Here is a 24,010-nt window from a genome sequence, read left to right as displayed (position 1 = left end):
GATCAAGCCTCGACGGAACCGGCTGGCTTTTCTGGAACTGCCGCCCGTTTGCGACGCCAATCGCCTAAGAACAGCAGGATCGGTGCGGCAATAAACACCGACGATGAGGCCGCAATGGCAATGCCGAAAATCATCGGCACGGCAAAGCTCTCGACTGCGCTGCCGCCCCAGATGGCCATGGGCAACAGCGAAAGAAAGGCAGTGGCCGATGTATACAGGCTGCGGGCCAGCGTTTCGTTGATCGACAGATCGATCAGTTCACGCAGCGGCATCGTCTTGTAAAGCCGCATATTCTCCCGCATCCGGTCATAGACCACGACCTTGTCATTGACGGAATAACCGACCAGGGTCAGCAGCGCCGCGATGGCCGTCAGGTTGAAATCAAGCCCGGTGAGCGCGAAAAAGCCAATCGTCTTGGTAACATCGAGAACGAGCGTGGCGATAGCGCCAACCGCAAAAGGCCACTCGAAACGCGCCCAGATATAGCCCAGCATGGCCAGGCTGGCGAGGACGACCGAGAGGATACCCGCGGTCGCAAGCTCCCCCGACACCTTCGGGCCGACAACTTCGGTACGCTCCACCGAGGCCGTCGCATCGATGACCTTAACCTCGGTTCTCAACCGCTCCACCGCCGTGGTCTGCGCTTCTTCCCCTCCCGGCTGCCGCTCGACGCGAACCAGCAGGTGACGAGCATCGCCGAACTCCTGCAGGGTGACATCGCCCAGCCCAAGCCCGTCCAGACCCGACCGGAAGGCGGCGAGATCGGCGCGATCCTGGGTCACCACTTCAAGCTGGATACCACCGCGAAAATCCACGCCATAATTCAAGCCCGGCGTGAAGAACAGGATGACAGAGGCAATTGAAAGAAAGGCCGAAATGCCGATACCAATGAAACGCGCCTTCATGAACCGAATGCGCGTTCCATCAGGGATGAGCTGGACAGGCAGAAGCGGCTTGATATCCAGACGTTTCAGCTTGTAACGCCTGACGATGGCGAGCATGACGACACGCACCACCGAAACCGCTGTAAACATCGATATGGCAATGCCAAGACCCATGGTGATAGCAAAACCGCGAACCGGGCCAGATCCGAACCAGAACAGCAGCAGCGTGGCGATCAGCGCCGTCACATTACTATCGATAATGGTAGAATAAGCCCGGCGGAAACCGGCATCCAGCGCCGCCATGGCGCTCCGACCCTTGCGGGTTTCTTCCCGAATTCGCTCGTTGATCAGCACGTTGGCATCGACAGCAAGGCCGATGCCAAGAACGATACCAGCAATACCCGGCAGGGTCAGTGTCGCCCCGATCAGCGACAGGCAGGCGAAGGTCAGGATGACATTGAGACCGAGGGCCAGATTGGCAATAATCCCCCAACCGCCGTAGAGCACGATCATGAAGCCGACGACCAGGGCAAAGCCGATCAACCCGGTATAGACGCCCATCTTAATCGCGTCCGCGCCAAGGTCAGCGCCAACCGTCCGCTCTTCGATGACCGTGAGCTTGACGGGCAGCGCTCCGGCGCGCAGCAGTGCCGCAAGGTCAGTTGCGCTTTCCACCGTAAAATTCCCGGAAATCTGGCCGGAACCACCGGTAATCGGCTCACGGATGACAGGGGCAGACAGAACCTTGTCGTCCAGCACGATGGCAAAAGGCTTGCCGACATTGACACGGGTGATTTCGGCAAACCGCGCCGCACCCGCCGTATCGAAGCGGAAACTGACCAGCGGCTCATTGGTGTTCGGGTCGAAGCCAACACGGGCGTCGGTCAGGCGATCACCTGCCAGTTCCACCCGGTCATCAACCGGATAGGCGCGGCCCTCATCGTCCTTCAGCATAGTGACGCCGCGCGGTACGGCTGTGCCATCCGTGGCATTTTCCGACAGCATGTGAAAGCTCATCTTGGCGGTGGAGCCAAGAAGCTCGCGTATGCGCGCCGGGTCCTGCGTGCCAGGAAGCTGAACGAGGATACGATCACCGCCGATGCGCTGGATCGTTGGTTCGGCAACACCAACCTGGTCGATACGCTGGCGGATGATTTCCAGGCTCTGCTCCACCCCGGCATTGGCGCGGTCGGTAATTCCAGCCTCGGCAAGCGTTATGGATATGGTGGTGCCATCACCCGCAAATGCCAGATCAGGCGCGCCCGTCAGGCCGACCGGATGGGCAAGCTTACCCAAGGCGGTCAAAGCCGCAGGTCTTTGCTCTGCCGATTGAAGGGTCACAACCAGCGACGAGCCGCTTTTGCGCACTGTCGCCGCATCGACGCCTGCATCGCGCAACGCCCGGCGAGAATCCTGGATCAGGCTTTGCAATCGTTCCTGAACCAGATCGGCGCTATCGACCTCAAGCACGAGATGAGAGCCACCGCGCAGGTCAAGGCCGAGTGCGACCTTGTCCTTCGGGAACCACGATGGAAAGCTATTGAGAGTGTTTGGCGAGAGAATATTCGGCAGTGCCGTTAGAATGCCAAAGGCGATGATGACCACATAGGTGGCCACAAGCCAGGGAGAGGTTTTCATAGAACAGTATCCATGCCTGCGCCGCTGCTGCCGAAGCGTATTCACATGCCAAACGCCGCGAACAGGCTATAGGCTTAAATGATACGCTTGATGTCTGCGGCATAATCCTGGTCACAGGTATTGCACGGCAGACGGTCGGTGCGCGGTCGCGCGTTGATCGAAAAAACGGGATCAAGCCGACAAGGATGGGGGCGCCCTGGCCAGGTTAGCCCGCGAAATCCGCCCGGAAACCAAAGGCGAAGAACGCACGATGCGCTGGACAGAAGACCGCCCGACAAGCAGGAAATGCTCAGCCCCCAAGCTTACTACAGCCACAGGCGGCGGCACTGGAACTCGTGGATCGGGCCGGGACGCAAGTGCAACAGCCCGGCTGCCATTTTCCCGAGCCGCCAGATGCTGCGTCTGCTGGGGCGCATGCAAAAGCGCCGACCCGTGTGCGCCAAGCGGCGCGGGTAACGGTGCCCCAAATAAGAAGCCGAGATAGGCAACCGCAAGGGCGATCATGGCAACGGTAACGCCGGGCTTCAGACCTTTTGAAAAAGTCTGCTCTTCGTTTGCCGACATCATATCTTGGTTAATCGCCATGGCCGTGATTAGCAGAGCAACACGATGCTGTCGACCCTTGCGCGGTTTGGAGATCGAACGCTACCGCCATCCGGCTGGGTTAAACGACATTTCACCACGATGCGTGCTCGACTTCGTGATGAAGCATCCTGCTGATGATATGGCTGCGGACAACAGACGAATACCTGTTCTTCGTATTTCTCACAGCAGCGCCACTTTGATGAAAGCATTCGGTGCAAGCAGGATGAAAAACCCAACCTCTCAAAGGCGCTCGCCCACCAGATAGGCATAGCGGAACTTGATCGAATTATTGGGACGTTGCGCATCGATCTTCGGACCATACATCAGATCCGCCGTCAGTATACGACCAGCATCAGCAGCCTTTGGCACGGTTCCAAGCAGATAAATATCGCGGCTGAGATAGGTCCGGGTCTCATTGGCGTCGGATTCCATGTAGTTCACTTGAACGACAAAGGCGCCATCGCCGGTTTCCATCAGTTTTGCGAGGATTTTGGTCTCGTTATTTTCCAGCCATTTCTTTGCCCAATGGGTCAAGGCATAGCTGTTCAGAGCCTCCGACCCCATACGCAGCGCAGAGGCGGCGGCGCCTCCAACGGCGTTGCGAGATGCAACTTCACGCGGACCGGGTGCATAGGTAATGTAATCCAGTGACGGACCTCGTCCCATACGGGTCATGGGCTCGGATACATCATTGCTGTTAAACGGCTTCATCTTCAGACGTGATGAAGAAACATCGAAATCAGGCATAGCCTTCTCCTTGGATCACGATAGACGTGCTTGATACCGAAGGCCGAAGTTGCTCACGCACCCTCACCTTAAAGACGCTATCAGGGAACATTCGCTCGAACGGGCGCATCCGAAATATCGGCATCACAACAAATACGGCACCGCCCGAAGGCGGTGCCGCTGCAAGAGAAAGGCGAATTACGCAGCCTTTGTGGTCGACAGATCGTAAGATGCGATCATTGGCGACTTCGGGTTGTTCTGGTCGTCATAAGGCGTGTACTTCACTTCGATCTTGGTGAAGTTCAGCTTGATGGTTTCGACCGGACGGTCACCACTGGAATCGACGGAATAATTGGCGATCAGCGTGTTGGTGAGCGTGTATTCGATATAGGTATTGCCGGGATTGCCGGTGGTGACCATGTGGATCACCGCTTGCTTGCCGGTGCGGCCAGCGCAGGCTTCCTGGAACAATTTCGTGGAAGAGGAATCGCTGACCTTGGTCAGGATGACTTCGGAAATTGCGGGTTCAGAGGCTTCACGGTTTGCGGTAGAACCAGCCGTGGTGTTCATGGCCCGGCTGACATTCCAGTGAATAGCCTCGATGTCCATCCAGTTGCGGTGCTCTTCGTGGGTCGCATCACCCTGGATACCATCGACCTTCAGATAAATCGGCATATAAATTCTCCTATATAAATTGAAATCACCTCGTTCACGGCGAGGTATGGTTCACCTTTCACTCACTGCCGCATGCGTCTGGATACCCCTTCCGACGCGGCATCCTTATCCATCGATAGACCAGAGGCATCGACGAATTCCTCGTTTTCCCCAGCGGCCCCGGCGCGAACGCCGAACCCTCTTTCATCATGGGTTACCTGCGCTTCGGTAACCTTTCCGCCGGATGCGACCAGCTCAAGGAAGAAGCTGGAAAGCGGCGGCAACAGATCCCGGCCAATCATGATTTCGATGGCGCGGGCTCCGATCTCACTGGCAACGGCGCGTCCAATCAGCGCATTGCGGGCCTCTTCAGACAGAAAAAGCTCTGTGCCATAGGCCGAAAAAATACGCTCCCGAATGCGGTCGATCTGGATATCGACGATCCGCGACAGGGCATCTTTGCCAAGCGGCATGAAGGGCAAAAGCACCGTGCGTCCAAGGAAGGCTGGCTTGAACTGTTTTTGCAGCTCCGGCATCAGCAGCGCTTCCAAAGCCTCGCCTTCGGGCATGGTGTCTGGATCAAGAGCCAAGGAGGCCAGCAATTCCGAGCCGGTATTAGCCGTCATGAAAATCGTGGTATTGCGGAAGTCGACATCGCGGCCTTCGCCATCGCGCAACATTCCCTTGTCGAACACCTGATAGAAAATATCCTGAACACCGGGATGCGCCTTGTCGATTTCGTCCAGCAACAGCACGCCGTAGGGCCGACGCCGCACGGCTTCGGTCAGCACACCACCTTCGCCATAGCCGACATAGCCCGGAGGCGCGCCCAGCAGCATGGATACTTTGTGCTCTTCCTTGAATTCCGACATGTTGATCGTCGTCAGATGCTGGCTACCACCATACATCAGGTCAGCCAGGGTTAGCGCGGTTTCCGTTTTGCCGGTTCCCGACATGCCGACCAGCATGAACACGGCAGGCGGACGTCGCGGATCGGAAAGCCCGGCGCGCGCCGCACGCATGGCATCGCCAATCCGTTCCAGCGCGGCATCCTGGCCGATTACCTTTTCCTTCAGCCTCATGTCGAGGCTCTTTGCGCTTTCGATCTGATCGGCCAGCAATTTGCCGAGAGGAATACCGGTCCACCGCGCCAGAACGGCGGCCACGACATTGCGATCGACCTCATGCGGTATGAGCTTTTCCTCGCCAGCCGAGGTTGGCGCCAGAGACGCTGCCCGGCGGGCAAGCCCCCGTGTCCGCTGGGGGCTGATCAATGGGGTGACGTTGACGTCAGGAGCACCCTTCGACGCCATCTTATCACCGCCTACCGCTGCCGCTTCATCACTCACTGCAAACGCAGCAATTTCAGCGTCATAGCGCGCTTGAAGGCTATCGATTTGCCTCGTCAGACGCTCCATTTCAGCGGTAACCGCCTGGCGGCGCTCCAGCACATCCGTATCATCAGGCTCACGGGCAAGCCAGTCGGTCTCAACCGTGAGATGGGAAAGCTCGCTTTTAAGAAGCAGTAATTGTTCCGGCACTGTCTGGCGCGCCAGCGAAACCGTGGCTGCGGCGGTATCGATCAGGCTGACCGCCTTGTCAGGCAATTGGCGTGCAGGCAGGAAGCGCGCAGACAGTTGCACGGCAGCAACGATAGCCTCGTCACGGATCTTCACCCCATGATGGGCCATGAAGGTCTCCGCAATGCCGCGAAGCATGCGGATTGCGGTTTCCTCGTCCGGCTCACGCACATGCACAGGTTGGAAGCGGCGGGTCAGTGCCGCGTCTTTTTCGAAATACTTCTTGTACTCGCTCCAGGTGGTGGCAGCGATGGTGCGCACTTCGCCACGCGCCAGCGCTGGCTTGAGAATATTGGCTGCATCGCCTTGCCCGCTTGCCCCACCGGCACCGATCAGGCCATGCGCTTCATCGATAAACAGGATGATAGGTTCCGGCGAGCGCTTCACCGCTTCGATAACGCCGGTCAACCGCCGTTCGAACTCGCCCTTCACGCCAGCGCCTGCCTGCAACAGAGTCAGATCGAGCATCAAAAGCCGTACGGATTGCAATTTTTCCGGCACGCGGCCGGCGGCAATCTCCAGCGCCAGCGCTTCGGCCACCGCTGTCTTGCCAACGCCTGCCTCACCGACCAGGATCGGATTATTCTGTCGCCTGCGCAACAAGATGTCGATCATCTGGCGAAGTTCGCCATCACGACCGACGACGGGATCAAGCCGGCCTGCCCGTGCGTCTTCGGTGAGGTCATGAGTGTAAAGTCGCAGAAACTCGTCTTCACGGGCGGAAGCCGGAGACAGCGACGATTTCGGCGTCTCGGCGACAACGTCTGCCTGCAAAAGAGTTTCGAGTGCGGTTCGATCCAACATCCTGAGCGACGGGAAGCGACCACGGGTCAAGGCGCGGAGCGATGGCTCATCGTCCATGGCCGCAAATATATCGGCAAGCGTAATGGCACGTCGTCCAGACTGGAGCGAAGCACAAATCCATGCTTCCCGACCCAGGGTCAGAATATTCTGTGACAAAGCGAGCTGACCAGAGCCGGAAACGACAGTGTCATCAAGTGCATCGCCCACTTCGCGTCGAAGCGCTGCAATGGGCAAGCCCAATTGCTCCAACACAGGTTGAAACGACGCCGCGTCCATGACGGCGGCAAGCAGATGAGCAATATCAACTTGTCCGTGTCCGCGCCCGGCTGCTGTGGATGCAGCCGTCTCAAGCGCGACACGCAAATCAGGCTCAAGCGATTCGATCAATCGATTGAGGTCAATATGCGACATGCAAAAAGCCTCCCCAGCAACGACCTTACCTTCGTTGGAATGAACAACTAAGGCGATTACCCCACCCTGTCCAGAGTGCTAGATAATTTTTTTAAGATATGCAAAGCGAGGCATCACCCTCGACATCAAACAAATGACCTCAGGTTGACAAAAATATAACTGCGCCCCACATTAACAAGTAACATATATTAGTTAATTCAAAACGGGGCTAGTCTATCGTTGATCGACAATGAATTGGCTGCAGCATTAGTAGAAAACGGACCGTGCGGAATAAATATTCGCGTGGACGCCAATTACCGTGAGGTATACTATAGAATTAAGGACGCGAGGAACCAAGCAAGGACGGAAGAAAGATCTACGACACCTGGAGAGGTTATCAAAGTTTCCCAAAGCTGGAACCTAGTGAGCAATCTTGGATTGCAGATTACTTCTTCCGTCAGCAAAGATCTCGAAGTATTGGCTTGGCTTGCAGAATCCCGTTTGCGACTTGAGGGGTTTCCCGGCCTGAGTGAAGTCTATGAAGCGACGGCGTCGCTTATAGAACGATATAGCGACGAGCTTCATTCGATCGACGATGAAGATATCGAGGAAAAGCTGGCGCCCTTTGCCGGATTGAACGGTTTTGGCGCCGAGGGAACATTGATTCAGCCCTTACGCCTGTCTTCGCTTTTGCCACTTGGGAAATTTGGGGAATTCACGCTTTGGGATTATCAACTTGCCCAGCGCAGTGATGAAACGGGTTTGCGCGATAGCCTGCATCAGGCCGCAGCCGAGGCAGGAATAGCCGCTCTTTCCGCCCATTTGGCCGAGGTCAACACATGCCTCGCTGCCTTCAATAGCTTCAATGCGCTCGTTACCCAGCGCTACGGACAGTTTGCCCCACCGGCATCCAATATCCGCAATGTGCTGGAGGAAATCATTGCTGCGATTCGCAGTCTTGGCGGACGCGACGACGCGACATTGCCTGCCAATCAAAATGGCATCCCTTCAGGTGAAGATGGACAGACGACCCAACAGAATGCTGCGGCCGGCGCGGTGCAACCCGCCGCTCGCTCTGCCGAGGGCCCCGAAGGCATTGCTTCGCGTGAAGACGCCTTCGATCTCCTGATGAATGTCGCCCGCTATTTCCGCCGCACGGAACCGCATTCGCCGATTTCGCTTTCGATTGAAACCCTGGTGCGGCGCGGGCGCATGGATTTTTCCGAATTGCTGACGGAGTTGCTGCCGGAAGCACAGACCAGAAATGCCATTCTCATTGCTGCCGGCATCAAACCGGCCAAGGAGAGCGGAAACTAACACATATCGGCGGAGGCTTCGGCATCCGCCTACCGGATTTTTTGATGCCCAGGGGGCACGCAAGGAGGGTCAGTGATGGCAAGTGTGCATGAAAAGCTCGAGCGGGTTCGCAAGCCCAGGGTCCATATCAAATACGAGGTGGAAACCGAAGGTGCGATGGTGGTCAAGGAACTGCCCTTCGTGGTGGGTGTGCTCGGCGATTTCTCCGGCAACCCGACCCAGCCGCTGAAGCCGTTCAACGAGCGGAAATTCGTCCAGATCGACCGGGACAATTTCGACGATGTGATGCGCCGTATGACGCCGGGCCTGAATATCCAGGTGAAGAACACGATCGACAATGACGGCACCGACATTGGCGTCAATCTGAAGTTCGAAAGCATGGACGATTTCCTGCCGGGATCGGTGGTGCAGCAGGTGCCAGCGCTGAAAGCGCTTCTGGATGCCCGCAATGAATTGCGCGACCTGCTCAGCAAGGCGGACCGTTCGGAAGATCTCGAACGGCTTCTCGAAGACATTCTGCAGAACCGTGGTGATCTTTCAAAGCTCGTCGCCGAGCTGAAAGACCGGCCCGACAGCAACGGCCAGAGCTGACACCAGCCGGTCCAACCAAAAACTCTTTGACTGGCGGCCCTTATGTGACGCCGCTTTGAAAGGATTGAAGAGATGAGCGCTGAAAGCGTTTTGAAGCCGAATAAAACGACCGCCGCCGCCGAGGAACAGGGGCTGTTGTCGAAGGTCGTGGCCGCCACCCGTCAGACGGAGCCGGATCGCGCCCGCAACCTTTTGAGCACCCTGACGGATCAGGCCCTGAAAGGCACGGTCAAATACGACCGAAACCTGACGGTCACCTTGAACAATGCGATTGCCGAGCTGGACAAAGTGATCTCCACCCAGCTTGCTGCCATCATGCAATCGCCGGAGTTTACCAAGCTCGAAGGCAGCTGGCGGGGATTGAACTATCTGGTTAAGAATTCTGAGACCAGCGTCAACCTGAAAATCCGGGTTCTGAACGCCTCCAAGCGCGAACTGTCGAAAGACTTGGCCAAGGCGGTCGAATTCGATCAGTCGCGGCTGTTCAAGTCGATTTACGAAGACGAATTCGGCACGCCCGGCGGTGAACCAATGGGCGCTGTGGTCGGCGATTACGAATTCGATAATTCCTTCGAGGACGTTCAATTGCTTCAGGGCGTGTCCTCGATTGCCGCCGCAGCCTTCGCGCCGTTTGTTTCGGCAGCAAGCCCACGGATGTTCGGCTTTGATGATTTCCGGGAATTGTCGCGGCCCCGCGATCTCGAAAAGATCTTTGAGACGGTGGAATATGCCAAATGGCGCAGCTTCCGCGAAAGCGACGATTCGCGCTTCGTCACGCTGGCCCTTCCACGGGTCTTGGCGCGCATGCCCTATAGCCCGAAAACCAGCCAGATCGACGAGTTCGGTTTTGATGAGACCTTGGGCGAGGCAAGCGGCGAGCTGCATCACGACAGCTATTGCTGGATGAATGCCGCCTACGTGATGGGGACACGCCTCACCGAAGCGTTTGCGAAGAACGGCTGGTGCACAGCCATCCGTGGCGCAGAAAACGGCGGCAAGGTGGAAAACCTGCCCATGCATGTATTTTCAAGCGATGACGGCGATCTCGACCTGAAATGCCCGACCGAAGTCGGCATTACCGACCGACGTGACGCCGAGTTGGGCAAGCTGGGCTTTCTACCGCTGTGCCACTACAAGAACACCGATTACGCCGTGTTCTTCGGCGCGCAGACCGCCCACAAGCCGAAGCTCTACGACAAGCCCGAAGCGACGGCCAATGCCGCGGTGTCCGCCCGCCTGCCCTATATGATGGCGACCTCACGGTTCGCCCATTATCTGAAGGTCATGGGCCGCGACAAGATCGGCTCCTTCATGGAAGCAGATGATTGCGAGGTCTGGCTCAACCGTTGGATCTCCAATTACGTCAATGCCAATGACGATGCGGGCGAAGATTCGCGCGCAAAGTATCCGCTGCGCGATGCCAAGGTGACAGTCCAAGAAATCCCCGGAAAGCCGGGTTCCTACAATGCGGTCGCCTGGCTGCGTCCATGGTTGCAGATGGAAGAGCTGACGACTTCGCTGCGCATGGTTGCCCGTATTCCATCGAAAAACTGATCGATCATCAAAGGTCTGCGCGGATATTTCGCGCAGACCTCTACTGTCAAAATCATTCAACATGCGCGTCCACCGGGGGGTATAGTGAGGACATCGTCACGGATGCTGGCGGATCGGTTGATCGCGGAAATCGACGCGGTTTTGAACCGGCAGGTGAATGCCATTCTACATCATCCCGACTTCCAGGCGATGGAAGCGCGGTGGCTTGGTCTTGACTTGCTCGTCCGCGAAGCCGGACGCAGCGCCGATGTAAAAATCAAGCTGATCAGCGCCAGCTGGAAAGAATTGGCGCGCAGCATGGAACGCGCCACCGATTTCGACCAGAGCCACCTGTTCGAACTGGTCTATAACCGCGAATTCGGCATGCCGGGCGGCGAACCGTTCGGGCTTCTGGTTGGCGATTACGACCTCTCTCCCGCCGCCATCGACGGCGCCGATACGGTCAGTACGCTGGCGCGCCTTTCAACTGTAGCCGCAGCGGCCTTTTGTCCCTTCATCGCCGGTGCATCGCCGCAGGCCATCGGGCTTGAAACCTTCCGCGAACTGAACCGGGTTTCCGATTTTTCCTGGTTACAACAGGACAAGACGCGGCTGCGCTGGAACAGCTTGCGCGGTAATGACGATACCCGGTTCCTGGGCCTGGTTGCACCGCGCGTGCTGATGCGTCCGCCCCATAAGCCATTCTGGCGTAAGCGCAATGACGGTTTTCCGTTTCGTGAACATCTGGCCGAAACCGGGGAGACTTTGCTCTGGGGTAACAGTGCCTTCGCCTTTGCGGCGATTATCCTGCGAACCTTTATCGATTCCGGCTGGTTTGCCGACATGCGCGGCGTGACCCAGGACGAGATCGATGGCGGCATGCTGGCACCCTGGCAATTGCCGGGACTTGATATCGGTGTGGAAAGCGAGGGCCTGTCCGCCCAGCCTCCCGTCGAGGTCAAACTGACACGCTCCCAGGAATTGCAGCTATCCGATCTCGGCATCGTCCCCGTTGCCACGACCTATCTTTCATCATGCGCTATTTTCAACGCCAACCAGTCGCTGCACGCCCCCGGCCATTATTCCAGCGAAACCGCCCGGCAAAATGCCCGGCTGGCGGCCATGCTGCAATATGTGCTCTGCGCATCACGCTTCTCGCATTACCTGAAGGTGATCATGCGCGACAATATTGGCCAGCTCAGCACCGCCAATGTCATTCAGCGGCGGCTGGAAGATTGGCTGTCGGGCTATACGCTTGGCAATGACGATGCGGATGTGTCGCTCAGAAGCCGTTATCCGCTGCGTTCAGCGGGCATCCACGTCACGGAAATTCCTGGAAAACCCGGCGCCTTTTCCTGCACGGTCAGATTGCAGCCGCATTTCCAGCTCGATGATATCTCCACCAGTTTTCATCTCGTCGCCGAAACCTCGGGCGCTGCCGCAATGGGCGCTACCGCCGGGCAGACGGAACCGAAAAGGATAGTTGCATGAGTACCGCCTCCCGCCGCATTGCCAGCCTGCTCGATGATGCAGATCTTGCCCAGGCCATGGATGCCGTCAAAGCCGAATTGAAAACGGCGGCCAGCGATCATGACCTGCGCCATCTCTATATAGACCTGCTGATTCTGGCTGGCGACTATGAAAAGGCCGACAGCCAATGCGAACTGGCCGTCCGCTTCCAGCCGCAGGATGCCGTCGGCTTTTCACTGCTGCGCCAGCAGATCCGCGGGATGGCAGCCCGCAAAGCCTGGTTTGAAACCGGTGCCCTGCCGGATTTCCCCGGTGGCCCCACCGCGAGCGACCAGATTGCGTTAAAGCTCAACCTGGCCTTGAAGGAAGGAGCGGCAAGTGAGGCCGTGGCCCTGCTTGCCGAACTGGAAGAGAGCCGGGGCTCTGTGCCGATGCTGTGGAACGGCACAGCCGTTGCCGATATTCGTGATCTCGACGACCGTATCCCCCATGCGCTTGAAGTGCTGACCACCGGCGGCGCCTATCTCTGGGTGGATTTTTCAAGGATCGCCGCGGTTACCCCGCAACCGATCCGCCGCCCCCGGGACACAGCCTTCCGCCCGGCGGAACTGACTCTGGAAAGTGGCGCCGAGGCGACCGTGCTTCTCCCCGCCATTTATTACGGTGCCGATTCCAACCCTGCCCTGCAACTCGGCCATCAGACAGAGTGGGTGGATGCGGTGGACGGGATCGTCACCGGTCTTGGCCAGCGATGCCTGCTGGCGGGCGACGAATTGGTGTCTTTCCACGATCTTGAAAGATTGCAATCGGATGCGACCGGCGAAAGGCAGGCTGCTCATGGTTGATCCACTACAGCGGTTTCGCGCCTCTGAACGGGTATTGAACCGATCCGTCCTGGACCGGCTGCTGGACGATACGCCGGACATGGACAGTGATCCGCAAACCAGCGTCAGCGAACAGGTGCGTGAGATGCGCGAAGTGATCCGCCGCGACTTGGAAGCGCTGTTGAACACCCGCCGCTGCCCGCAAGCGCCGCCGGATGGTCTTGGCGAGTTGCAGGATGCGCTGGTCTCCTACGGCGTCGATGGTATTCTTTCGGCCAATCTTTCCACCGACGAGTCCAAACTTCGGCTGGCAAGACTGGTGGAACGGCGCATTGCGCTGTTTGAGACCCGCCTCGCCGACGTCAAGGTCACGATCCTCAAAGGCAATACAGAGGGCGACCGCGCTCTGCGGATGCGCATCAACGGTGCATTCCGTCTTTACGACGGGATGCCGCCGGTCAGTTTCGAATCCCGCATCGACCCCTCCACCCAGGCTTTCCGCATCGAGGCGTCGAATGGCTGAGACCTTTCTGGAACGCTATAACGACGAGTTGTTCGCGCTGCGCCGCCGCGCGGAAAAATTCGCCCGCGCCTTCCCGAAAATCGCCGGGCGGTTGCGTCTGTCGGGTGATGTGGCCGACGATCCGCATGTAGAGCGGATCATCCAGAGTTTCGCCTATTCCGCAGCCCGTGTTCGCCAGAAACTGGATGATGAATTTCCGGAACTGACCGACAGCCTGCTGGAAACGCTCTATCCGCATTATCTCGCACCCGTGCCGCCGATGAGCATCGTGCAATTTACCCCAGGCGCAACGCTGGCCGGAATGCAATTGCTGCCACGCCATACCGACATCGTTACCGAGCCCGTCGGCGGCGATCCCTGCCAGTTCCGTACCACGCAGGATGTGGAAATTGTCCCGATGACGGTCAGCACCGCCAGCCTGACCGGCTTGCCGCTCGATGCGCCAGCGGCACCCTTTGCAGGTGCGGCAGGCGTGTTGCGTCTATCCCTGCGCTCCACCGCCCCCAAGCAGGACAGCATGGCCGGGCTTGGCGTCAAGCGGCTTACCTTTTTCATTGCGTCCGCATGGGCGCAGGCCGCTGCCCTGTTCGAGCTTTTGGCCAATCACTGCATCGGCATGGCACTGGCGCGCCATTCGGAGGATCGCAATGCGGTCTTTCTGCCAGCGGAAAATCTGCGCCCGCTGGGGTTTGCACCTGAGCAGGCAATGCTTCCCACGGCACCGGGCAGTTTTGCCGGATACCGGCTGCTGACCGAGTTTTTCACGTTGCCGCAAAAGTTTCTGTTCCTGGAAGTATCCGGCATGGATCGCTGGCAGGGCGATGATGTCGAGCTTTATATCTATCTGGACAGCAGCGACGCGCGACTGGAGCGGATGATTTCCGCCAGCGACATCGTCCTCAATGCCAGCCCGGTCATCAATCTGTTCCGGCAAAGCTCGGAACCGCTGACGCTGGATGGCAGCCGCACGGAATATTCGCTCCTGCCCGACAGCCGCCGCCAAACCACCCGGGAAATCTACATGGTGGAGCAGGTCAGGCTTTCCGCAGCGTCAGGCGAAGAACAGGATGCCCGGCCATTTTTCGGAAGCAGCCAGCGCGGCGCCAATAGCAGTGTGTTCTGGCAGGCGGTTCGCCGGTTCGATGAGGATGACGGATCATCGGACACCCAGATCGCCTTCGTTGATCGCAATCGCGGCCCGCTTGAGCCGACCGGACTGACGGCCAGCGTCGAAACCCTGTGCCTGAATCGTGATCTGGCCAGCCAATTGCCTTTCGGTGGCGGCCATCCGCACCTTCAATTGGTCAAGCGCAGCGAAAGCGTGGGAGAGATCAAGGCGCTTTTACCGCCAACGCCTGCCATTCGTATCCATGAAAAACTGGCGCGCCAATGGCGGCTGGTCTCCCATCTTCTGCTCAACCATCTGTCACTGTTCGACAATGACGGTTCAGCGCTGAAGGATATTCTTTCGCTCTATGCGCTGCGCGATGCGCCGGAAACGCGACAGCTTGTCGAAGCCATCAGCCGCGTCGAGGCAAAACATGCACTCGCCCGGCTGGGCCCCGCCATGGTGCCAGGCACCGATGTCACGATCGAATTTGACCCGGCAATGATCGACCGGGCAGCCGCTTTCATCTTCGGCAGCATCATCGATCATTTCTGCGGGCTCTATACCTCGGTCAACAGTTTCACCCGGCTGACGCTGACCATGCGTGGCCAGTCCGAGCCAATTGTCCGCTGGCCCGCCCGGGCCGCCGAGCGGCCTTTGCTGTAGGGGTGGCGATGAATATCCAGATCAAACCCAATGAGGATAAGCTGGCCCGCCTGCTGGAGCAGGACCCCGGCCATTTTGAACCGACCACGGCATTTCGGGTGGCGCAACACCTGTCGTCGGGAACGGAGCTGGACGTCGGCCCTCATACCGGCATTCAGCCAGCCCCGCTTGCCGTCAGCGGTTTTCGCCGCAAGTTGCAGGGCAATGTCGTCAAATCGGCGTTTGCGCCGCTGGTTGGGCCGCTGGGCGCGCTGCCGCCGGAATATAACGAACTGCTGCTGCGCGAAGAACGTCGGCGTTCCCGTGCGTTGATCAGCTTTCTCAACCTGTTTGCCATCCGGTTTTCGGAACTGTTCGTGGCGGCCTGCGAGAAATACCGGTTGGCGCGGCGATTGCGGTGGAGTGCCACCAAGGAACAAAACACCTTCCGCAAGGTGCTGCTTTCGCTCACCGGCTTCGGCACCGCCGGACTGGTTGAAAAAGCTGGCGTCCAGGAAGATGTCATCCTGCGATATTCCGGTTTTTTTGCCGACCGTACCCGCAATGTCGCCAGTCTTCGAGCCATGCTGGAGGAATTTACCGGCATGGCAGTGGCGATTGAGCAGTTTCGTCCGCGCTGGGTCTCCATTCCATCCGCCGAGTTGAGCCAAATGGGCAAAGGGTCAGGCCCAAGGCTTGGCGTCAACGCCATGGCTGGTACATCCGTCATGGACCGGAGCGGGGCGCTGAGGCTTGTCATCGGTCCGGTTGGCTATGACGATTATATCAGCCTGTCACCCGGCAAGCCGCGTCTTGCGGAAATCTTCGCCCTCACCCGCCTGTTCATCGGCAACGGCTTCGATATCGATGCCCAGGTCGTGCTGAAAAAAGAAGACATTCCTTTTTGTCAGATGGGGTCTGCGACCATGCCTGCCCGGCTCGGCTGGAACAGCTGGGCGCGCCTGGCACCGGCAAGCAGTGACAGCCGCGATGCCGTGGTCACCGAATATCAGGCCATGCCGCAGGGAGGTCTGGCATGAAGCTGGAACTTCGCCCCGAAAAACCGGTCACCAAAGGCCAGACCACCTGGACACTGGACTATGGCCGCCGGACTATTGGCCGCGCCCCTGCCTGCGACTGGCAAGTCACGGACAATGAATGCCGCGTCTCGAAACTGCATTGCACCATCAGCCGGGACCGGGACGGTTACGTGTTGAGCGACCAGAGCGCCAATGGCACCCTGGTCGATGGCAAGCTGTTGCTGGAAGGCGATACGATCCGGCTCAAGCACGGCGCCAGCATCGATGTGCGCGGCTACCGCTTTACCGTTTCGATTACCGGTGAGGCGGCGCCTGAGGCCGTCGATCCCGATCCAGCCATGCCGCTCAGCAGTGAGACGCTGACGATTTCCTCGATTCTTGCCGATATCGCCCCGAATGGCACCACCGCCCGCGGCCTTCTGGGAGACCGGCAGGTGGAGGAACCGTGGAAGCAACCCCGGCCCACAGAGCGAGGCATGTCTGGAGGAGCCACACAATCTGACCGTCGGGCGGACAAGGACAAGAGCTTTACCCGGCATGTCGATATCGGTTGGAGCGGTCCGCCGCAAACCGACGGCATGAAGCCCGTCCTGCCGGACAATTGGTTCGATGAGGATGCCGGTGGAAGCGCCATGGAACATCTGGCCGCGCCGAAAACCTTCGTGACCATCGCGCCACCCGTTCGCCGTTCGCCGCAGGACGTGCCTCCTTCACAGGAGGTGCGGCCAAAACCGCAAGACGAATTCGACGCCGTGTTCGCCGATCCTGAGGATCAGGAGCCCGATGCGCGCGAGATCCCATCGGCTTCAGATCTGCAGGCGGAACGGATGATGGCGGCGCTCGCCCGCGCCCAGGAGGCGCTGGGTGAAAGCATCGCGGTCTTCGACCTGCCAGGTGATGCCGTGCCTTCCCTGTCAAGCAGTAACGACACCGATCTAGCAGCCCGGCTTGAAGCCTTTGCCGGACAGCAGGAGGCCTTTGCGGCGATTTTGCAAGCCATGATGCAGGCGGCAGGCCGGTCGCTGGACCCTCGCCTGCTAGAGGCGAAGGTGGATGCAAACTCGCCGGTACGCCTGCCTTTCCTTGCCGAGCGCGACTACTGGGCGGCCTATCGGCAATTGTTTCAGGCCGAGGGCCGTATTCTTTCATTCAGAGATTTCATGCGTCGCGCCGCCATGGGCGAGCAGGCCGAAGAGCCTGCCGCAGTGCAAGCCGACAGAGTAATGGGGGTAGAAACAACCGATGAGACATGAAAACCGGGTTGCCTGGACCGAAGGCATGTTCCTTCGCGTCCAACATTTCCAGCAGTCCGACCGCTGGACGGAGCGCCTGGTACGCTCGGTGGCGCGCAGCCTTACACCTTATCCCTGGGGCATTCTGGAGATTGGCCTCGACCGCAGCGCCCTTGCCATCGGCCAGTTTGCGCTGTCGGGCCTGCGCGGCATGTTGCCGGATGGCACGCTTTTCGATGCGCCTGAGGATACCGACCTGCCCGCCGCCCTGGAGCTGGACGAATCCGTCAAGAACGCGGTGATCTATCTGGCCTTGCCCGCCCGCCAGCCCGGCAAGGCTGACATGGCCCAGACCGGCACCTCGGCGGTCAACAGCGTGCGGCTTGTCGCCTCACCCTATGAAGCGCCTGATGCCAATGTGGAAACCGATTTCCTGGCGCCCATCGATGTCGGCCGTCTGAACCTGAAACTGTTGAAGACCGGCGACGATCTGGCTGGTTATGAACTGCTGGGGCTTGCCCGCGTGGTCGAGGTGCGGTCCGACAAGGCTGTCCTCCTCGACCCGGATTTCATTCCAGCCAGCCTGAACTGCACGGCGTCCTCAAGGCTGCATGAATTGATGACCGAATTGCTGGGCATCGTCCGGCACCGGGCGGAAGCGATTGCCGAACGGATCGGCGATCCGACCATTCGCGGCACCGCCGAAGTCGGCGATTACTTCCTGTTGCAGATCCTCAACCGCGCCGATCCACTGTTGAAACATGCATTGTCCAACGCCACACGCCTGCATCCTATACAGTTCTACGAGCAATGCATTCAGCTGGCTGGCGAGCTTGCCACGTTTACCATGGAGAGCAAACGGGCGACGGATTTTCCGGCCTATCGCCATGACGATCTGAAGGCGACGTTCGGCGCCGTCTTCGAAGACTTGCGCACCTCGCTGTCCTCGGTGCTGGCACAATCTGCCGTCGCTATCGAGCTGGTGGAACGCCGCCACGGCGTGCGGGTCGGCACGATCAACGACCGCAGCCTGCTGCGCGATGCTGGTTTCGTGCTGGCAGTGCGGGCGGACATGTCGGCGGAAGACGTGCGCCGTACCCTTCCCGCCCGCATCAAGGTCGGGCCGGTGGAGCGGATCGCCGAACTGGTCAATGTGGCGCTGCCTGGCATTCCTGTGCGCCCGCTGCCCGTTCTGCCCCGCCAGCTGCCTTACCGGGCCGGGACCATCTATTTCGAGCTGGATACCAAGACGCCGCTCTGGAAACAGCTTGAAACATCCGGGGCGATTGCCCTGCACCTTGCGGGCGACTTCCCTGGTCTTGAACTCGAAATGTGGGCCTTGAGAGAATGAGCAACGAACGGCCTCCTTCCTGGCAGGATCTGCCGACCGTGGTGGAAGTCACGGAGGAAAAACGCCTCCAGGACGACAACGCCCGCAAGGTCGCCGACCTGCTCGACGGCGAAACATCGCAACCGGCTCCCACCGATAATGGGGCTCGGATGCCTGTTGCGCATCTGATCGACAATTTCCGCTTCGGCAGCAGCGAAATGCCGGTGCTGGTGCGCTCGGCCGCACCGCTGCTCAACCTTGCCCATGCGCTGCGCTACCGCGCCGAGCAACCGGATATCGAGGAACTGCGCCAGGTCTGCATCAACGCGGTCAACCGCTATGAGCGTGATCTCGCCAGCGCCCGTATCAGCCCCGAACGGGCGCGCGCCGCTCACTATGTCGTCTGCGCCACCATCGACGATGTGGTTCTGTCTACGCCTTGGGGCGTACGGGCCGGATGGGCGCGCTCGGGCCTGGTCTCCACCTTCCACAATGACGTGACGGGCGGCGACCGGGTGTTCGATATTCTCGACCACTTCCATCAGTCGCCTGGGTCTGCCAAAGACCTGCTGCTGCTGATCTACCTGTCCCTGTCACTGGCGTTCGAAGGCCGCACCCGCGTTTCCTCCAAGGGACCGCTTGAGCTTTCCCGCATTCGCGACAGTCTCTACAAAACCCTGCTTGGCCAATATGGCGTGTTTGAACGGGAGCTTTCACCGCATTGGCAGGGCGTCCATGCCCGCCACAAACCGCTTCGCACCATGGCAGCGCTGTGGACCGTCCTGTCGCTGCTGGCCCTGGCACTTGGCCTTGGCTACCTGTTTTTCACCTTGACCCTGAACGACAGTTCCGACCGGACTTTTGAGCGGCTGGCCGGGCTTGGTCCGCATGAGGCACCGGGCGTGATGATCACGGTTCCCGTGCCGGAACCGCAGCCCCAGCCGACGGTTACACCACAAGAACCGGAACCGCAGCCGGTCAAGACCCCGGAACCGCCGCCGCCAAGCCGCCTGAAAAACCTCATTACCTTCCTTCAGCCGGAAGTCGAAAAGAAGCTGGTCTCGCTGTCGGATGCCAATGGACGGTTGCGCGTTCGTATCAACAATTCCGGCCTGTTCGACACCGGCAGCGCCGACGTGAAGGGCCAGTTCCGCGATCTGCTGCAACGCATCGGCGGCGCGCTGGCGGCAGAAAAATTCCGGGCGGTGGTGATCGGTTATACCGATAATGTGCCGATCAAGACCGTGCAGTTTCCATCCAACTGGCACCTGTCGGAGGCCCGAGCCAAGGCAGTGGGCGAAATCCTTTCCAGCTTTACCGGACCGGATGCCATTCTGACCGAAGGCCGTGCTGACAGCGATCCGATTGCAAGCAATGATACGCCCGAGGGCAAGGAAATGAACCGGCGCACGGAAATCCTTGTTCTGACCAATCCCGACGAAAAGATCACCGATGCCGGCATCCTCACCCCACCCGTCGAAAGCATCGACAACGGTCAAAACAACCAAGTGCCGAACACAAGTATAAAGACGCAGCAGGGGGCCAAGCCGTGATCAATCCACTCAGCTGGTTTTACACCATACGCTCCTATGTCGATTCCTACGCGGGTGTCGTGGGGCGGCGCTTTATCTCGCTGATCTGGGTCATCGCCCTTTGCGTGTTGATCTGGTTCTACGGCTATCTGGCTGCCTTCGGCAGTTTCAAGCCGCTCGCCAGCGTTTCCGCCCGCATCTGGACCATGGTGGTGATCTTCGCCATCTGGGCCGCCTATATGATCATCACCATGGTGCGCGCCAAGCGCCAGGACAAGGAACTGGTCGATAGTATCGAGGCGCAGGCGCTGGCCAATCAGCAGGCCGAAGTCAGCGAAATCAGCAATCGGCTGAAAGAAGCGCTGGCCCTGCTGCGGCGGATTACCAAAAAGCGCTTCGGCTATATCTATGAACTGCCATGGTATGTGATTTTCGGGGCGCCCGGCTCCGGCAAGACCACGGCGCTGACCAATTCCGGCCTGCAATTTCCGCTTGGCGACGCGCTTGGCAGCGATGCCGTCAAGGGCATCGGTGGCACGCGCAATTGCAATTGGTGGTTTGCCGATCAGGCGATCATGATCGACACCGCCGGTCGCTATACGACCCAGGATGACCTCGATGGATCATCGAAAGCCGGATGGGAAGGGTTTCTTGGCCTGCTTCGCCGTTATCGCCGTTCGCAGCCGGTCAATGGCGCGCTTCTCACACTTTCCATCGGCGACCTGTTGACCCGCGACCCGGAAGCCCAGCGCGAAGAATTGCGGGCGATCCGCAAGCGGCTGGCCGAACTGGACGACCATCTCGGCGCCCGCGTTCCTGTCTATATCCTGCTGACCAAGGCCGATCTTCTGACCGGTTTCGTGGAATTCTACGATAGTTTCAACAAAAGCGACCGCGAACAGGTCTGGGGCACGACCTTCGGCCTGGAGGAAAGCTACGGCGCAAAGACATTGCCGGAGCGTTTTGCCGAGGAATTCGCTTTGTTGCAACAGCGTGTCGATGCCATGTTGATCGAGCGGCTGCAACAGGAACAAAGTGCTGATATCCGTGGCCGGATTTTCCGCTTTCCAGCCGAGCTGGCCAGTTTGCAGGAGAAGCTCGGTGAGGCGATCAGCGAACTTTGCACCGGCTCTTCACTGGTTGAGGCGCCGCTGATCCGTGGCATTTATTTCGTCTCCGCCACCCAGCCGGACGAATCCTTGTCCCGCACCAATGCCAACCGAGCGCGGCGCAGCTATTTCCTGCCAAAGCTGTTCAGTGAGGTGATTTTCAACGAGGCAGCCCTGGTTGCCCGTGACAAACGCCTTTCCTCTCGCCAAGTCCTGCTGCGCCAGGCCGTCTGGGGTCTGGCGGTGGCGGCGGTGGTCATTGTGTTTGCCGGGTGGACCATGACGTTTTTCCAGAATCGGGCAGCCCTTGCCCAGGCCGAAGAGCATCTGAACGCCTATGACAAGCTGATCCAGGATGTGCCGGTGCGCAATGTGTCGGATGCCGATTTTCTGCGCGTCCTGCCTGCGCTGGACAATCTGCGTGCGGTCCCCACCGGCTTTGACACCCGCTATGTCTGGGCAGCGAGTTTTGGCCTTAGCCAGCGCGACAAGATTGCCGGTCGCCAGCGCGACGCCTATCAACGTGCGCTGAACAGCCTTTTACTACCCCGTATGCTGGTGCAATTGCAAAAGGACCTGACCGGTGAAAGCGATGTAACGCGAACCTTCAATGCGCTGAAACTCTATGAAATGCTCGGCGGATTGGGGCGGCTTGACCGGGAATTCGTCTCCGCCCAGGCAACCCAGATGTTTAACGCCCTTTATCCGGGCGAAGGCCGGACAGCGGCCCGCAGAGCATTGATCCAGCATGCCAGTGCCATGGCAGCCGGCGTATTGCCGCCAGTCGAAATCGACAAGCGGCTTATTGAAAAGGCCCGCGACACCATCCGCAATCAGACCGTTGCCGAACGTGCTTTCGACATCCTGGCCGGATCGAAACAAGCTCAGGCACTGATGCCGTGGCAGCCATCGCTTGCCTTTGGCGCGCTGGGTGAAAAAGCCTTCATCCGCAAGTCCGGCGCGCTGCTGACGGAAGGGGTCGAGGGATTGTTTACCGCGACTGGCTACCGCAGCGTCGTCCTGCCACATATTGCCGATGCAGCCCGCGAAGCGCTGCAAGAAGAATGGGTGCGCGGCTCCAATGCGCAATTGCGCGGCCAGACGCTGGAATCGGTAGCCCAGGCGGCCTTGCAGATCTATTATGACCGGCTTGAACAGCGCTGGGCGTCCGTGCTGGGAGATCTGGCCGTCCGACCGTCGCAAAATCTGGGCGATGCGGTCGAAACCACGCGCATCCTTTCCAACGATCGCAATATCGTCGCCCAGGCCGCCCGCTCGATTGCCGATGCGACCGACTTGCGCCCGAAGGGCGATACAGCGGGAATGACCACGCTGGTGTCATCGGCAAGCGGTGATACGGTGGCTGCCATGCTGGCATCCTCCATGGCCGCACCCGATCCCTATAGCCGCTTGCGCGAGGCGCTGGATACGCCTGCCGCAGACGATAACCGCAAGGCTACAACAGACAAACAGGACAAGCCCGCCTCTCAGGTCGAGGCGATATTGCCTGTTATCACCGCCCTTCATGACCAGCTCGCCCGCTCGGTTACATCCTCGGCCGAGGTGGCGAAAGTGTTCGATGTGGATAGCCAGTTGACACGGGCCAACCAGGACCTGCTTCAGGATGCCCGCCGTCTGCCGGGACCGCTGGATGGCTGGATGGCCGGACTTGCCGCCGATACCGGCTCACTCGCCGTCAAATCGGCCCGCAGCCGGATTGGCGACCTGTGGTCGAGCGAAGGGGCAGGCCTGTGCAGCTCCATCGTCACGGGCCGCTATCCCTTCGACCGCGCTTCCAGCCGCGATGTCGCCATGAACGACTTCATCCGGCTTTTTGGACCGAAGGGCCTGTTCCAGACCTTCTTCAAGCAAAGGATGGAGCCCTTTGTCGATCAGTCGATCTCGCCTTGGGGCTGGAAAGGCACCTTCGGCGCGGCAGGTATTCCCAGCGAGGGTATTGCCGAGTTTGAAAGGGCCGACCAGATCTTCCGCGCCTTCTTCCCGAATGGCAGCGAGGCACCAGCGATTGCCATCAATGTCAAGCCGGTGTCGCTTGGCGAGACCTCGACGGCGGTGATGCTGGAAATCCAGGGCGAACGGGTGGTATATTTCCACGGCCCGGTCCAGGCGAAAACCATAACCTGGCCATCGAAGGATGCCGCCAGCATGTCACGCATCGCCTTCCAACCGGGCGGCTGGCAACAGGCAAAAACAGAAAATGGCGACTGGTCGCCTTTCCGCCTGTTTGACGATGCAAATATCCAAAACCAAGGCGACGATCTGTTCCGGGCGAAATTCACCAACGATAACCAGGTGGCGGAATTCGATGTGCAGTTCGGTTCGGTGTTGAATGCCTTCAGGCTGAAGGCGCTGTCCGAATTCACCTGCCCGACCCAGTTCTGATCCGCAATCGTAGGGCCCGGTTTGATGGGCCGGGTCCTACCTCCCTGTCAAAAGCACCCCGGATCACACCGCCGGGATGCATCCTGAGGAAG

At 59.2% G+C, this 24,010-nt stretch carries 17 protein-coding genes; 12 read left to right on the top strand and 5 right to left on the bottom strand.

The features are described from left to right. Positions 1 to 2: 2 nt before the first annotated feature. The 5 genes from secD to tssH form a co-directional block, all read right to left on the bottom strand. Positions 3 to 2,522: a protein translocase subunit SecD gene (gene secD / locus ASB66_RS00155; RefSeq protein WP_060716149.1), complete on the bottom strand. Its 2,520-nt coding sequence runs from the start codon at positions 2,520 to 2,522 to the stop codon at positions 3 to 5. Positions 2,523 to 2,693: 171 nt separating this feature from the next. Further along, positions 2,694 to 3,089, bottom strand: a complete 396-nt coding sequence (locus ASB66_RS00150) for a hypothetical protein (protein WP_147273994.1) — start codon at positions 3,087 to 3,089, stop codon at positions 2,694 to 2,696. Positions 3,090 to 3,347: 258 nt separating this feature from the next. Continuing rightward, positions 3,348 to 3,854, bottom strand: coding sequence for a hypothetical protein (locus ASB66_RS00145; protein ID WP_060716151.1), 507 nt, complete (start codon positions 3,852 to 3,854; stop codon positions 3,348 to 3,350). A gap of 177 nt (positions 3,855 to 4,031) precedes the next feature. After that, positions 4,032 to 4,508 carry an Hcp family type VI secretion system effector gene (locus tag ASB66_RS00140; protein ID WP_012654308.1) on the bottom strand — a complete coding sequence of 159 codons (477 nt, stop codon included), beginning with the start codon at positions 4,506 to 4,508 and terminating at the stop codon, positions 4,032 to 4,034. A 62-nt stretch (positions 4,509 to 4,570) separates the two neighbouring features. Next, on the bottom strand, positions 4,571 to 7,282 hold the full coding sequence (gene tssH / locus ASB66_RS00135; protein ID WP_060716152.1) for a type VI secretion system ATPase TssH: 2,712 nt from the start codon (positions 7,280 to 7,282) through the stop codon (positions 4,571 to 4,573). Between the two features lie 219 nt (positions 7,283 to 7,501). Here tssH and tssA point away from each other — a divergent pair, with 219 nt between their 5' ends. The 12 genes from tssA to tssM all read left to right on the top strand — a co-directional run bounded on the left by tssA (position 7,502) and on the right by tssM (position 23,918). Next, complete coding sequence (gene tssA, locus ASB66_RS00130) at positions 7,502 to 8,578, top strand: type VI secretion system protein TssA (protein ID WP_081088866.1); 1,077 nt, start codon at positions 7,502 to 7,504, stop codon at positions 8,576 to 8,578. 75 nt (positions 8,579 to 8,653) lie between these two features. Beyond that, the gene (gene tssB, locus ASB66_RS00125; protein WP_060716153.1) at positions 8,654 to 9,169 is read left to right on the top strand and encodes a type VI secretion system contractile sheath small subunit; all 516 of its coding nucleotides are present in this window, start codon (positions 8,654 to 8,656) and stop codon (positions 9,167 to 9,169) included. A gap of 72 nt (positions 9,170 to 9,241) precedes the next feature. Next, positions 9,242 to 10,723 carry a type VI secretion system contractile sheath large subunit gene (tssC, locus tag ASB66_RS00120; RefSeq protein ID WP_060716154.1) on the top strand — a complete coding sequence of 494 codons (1,482 nt, stop codon included), beginning with the start codon at positions 9,242 to 9,244 and terminating at the stop codon, positions 10,721 to 10,723. Between the two features lie 54 nt (positions 10,724 to 10,777). Continuing rightward, positions 10,778 to 12,193, top strand: coding sequence for a type VI secretion system contractile sheath large subunit (gene tssC / locus ASB66_RS00115; protein ID WP_081088867.1), 1,416 nt, complete (start codon positions 10,778 to 10,780; stop codon positions 12,191 to 12,193). Then, entirely contained in the window at positions 12,190 to 13,017 is an 828-nt protein-coding gene (locus tag ASB66_RS00110; protein WP_060716156.1) for a type VI secretion system accessory protein TagJ, read from the top strand. The genes tssC (ASB66_RS00115) and ASB66_RS00110 overlap by 4 nt, the downstream gene beginning before the upstream one ends. Further along, entirely contained in the window at positions 13,010 to 13,519 is a 510-nt protein-coding gene (tssE, locus tag ASB66_RS00105) for a type VI secretion system baseplate subunit TssE (protein ID WP_060716185.1), read from the top strand. Before ASB66_RS00110 ends, tssE begins: the two co-directional genes overlap by 8 nt. Then, the gene (gene tssF / locus ASB66_RS00100; RefSeq protein ID WP_060716157.1) at positions 13,512 to 15,293 is read left to right on the top strand and encodes a type VI secretion system baseplate subunit TssF; all 1,782 of its coding nucleotides are present in this window, start codon (positions 13,512 to 13,514) and stop codon (positions 15,291 to 15,293) included. The genes tssE and tssF overlap by 8 nt, the downstream gene beginning before the upstream one ends. An 8-nt stretch (positions 15,294 to 15,301) precedes the next feature. Next, a complete protein-coding gene (tssG, locus tag ASB66_RS00095) occupies positions 15,302 to 16,312 on the top strand; it encodes a type VI secretion system baseplate subunit TssG (protein WP_060716158.1) in 1,011 nt (336 codons plus the stop codon). Beyond that, positions 16,309 to 17,565, top strand: coding sequence for an FHA domain-containing protein (locus ASB66_RS00090; RefSeq protein WP_060716159.1), 1,257 nt, complete (start codon positions 16,309 to 16,311; stop codon positions 17,563 to 17,565). Before tssG ends, ASB66_RS00090 begins: the two co-directional genes overlap by 4 nt. Continuing rightward, entirely contained in the window at positions 17,555 to 18,895 is a 1,341-nt protein-coding gene (gene tssK / locus ASB66_RS00085) for a type VI secretion system baseplate subunit TssK (RefSeq protein ID WP_081088868.1), read from the top strand. Before ASB66_RS00090 ends, tssK begins: the two co-directional genes overlap by 11 nt. Next, positions 18,892 to 20,427, top strand: coding sequence for a type VI secretion system protein TssL, long form (tssL, locus tag ASB66_RS00080; RefSeq protein WP_060716160.1), 1,536 nt, complete (start codon positions 18,892 to 18,894; stop codon positions 20,425 to 20,427). Before tssK ends, tssL begins: the two co-directional genes overlap by 4 nt. Continuing rightward, positions 20,427 to 23,918: a type VI secretion system membrane subunit TssM gene (gene tssM, locus ASB66_RS00075; RefSeq protein ID WP_060716187.1), complete on the top strand. Its 3,492-nt coding sequence runs from the start codon at positions 20,427 to 20,429 to the stop codon at positions 23,916 to 23,918. The genes tssL and tssM overlap by 1 nt, the downstream gene beginning before the upstream one ends. Positions 23,919 to 24,010 lie beyond the last annotated feature (92 nt).

The sequence above is a fragment of the Gillisella vitis genome (genome assembly GCF_001541345.2).
In the GTDB taxonomy this organism is placed as follows: Bacteria; Pseudomonadota; Alphaproteobacteria; order Rhizobiales; family Rhizobiaceae; genus Allorhizobium; species Allorhizobium vitis.
This window is presented reverse-complemented; position numbering and strand designations above follow the sequence as displayed.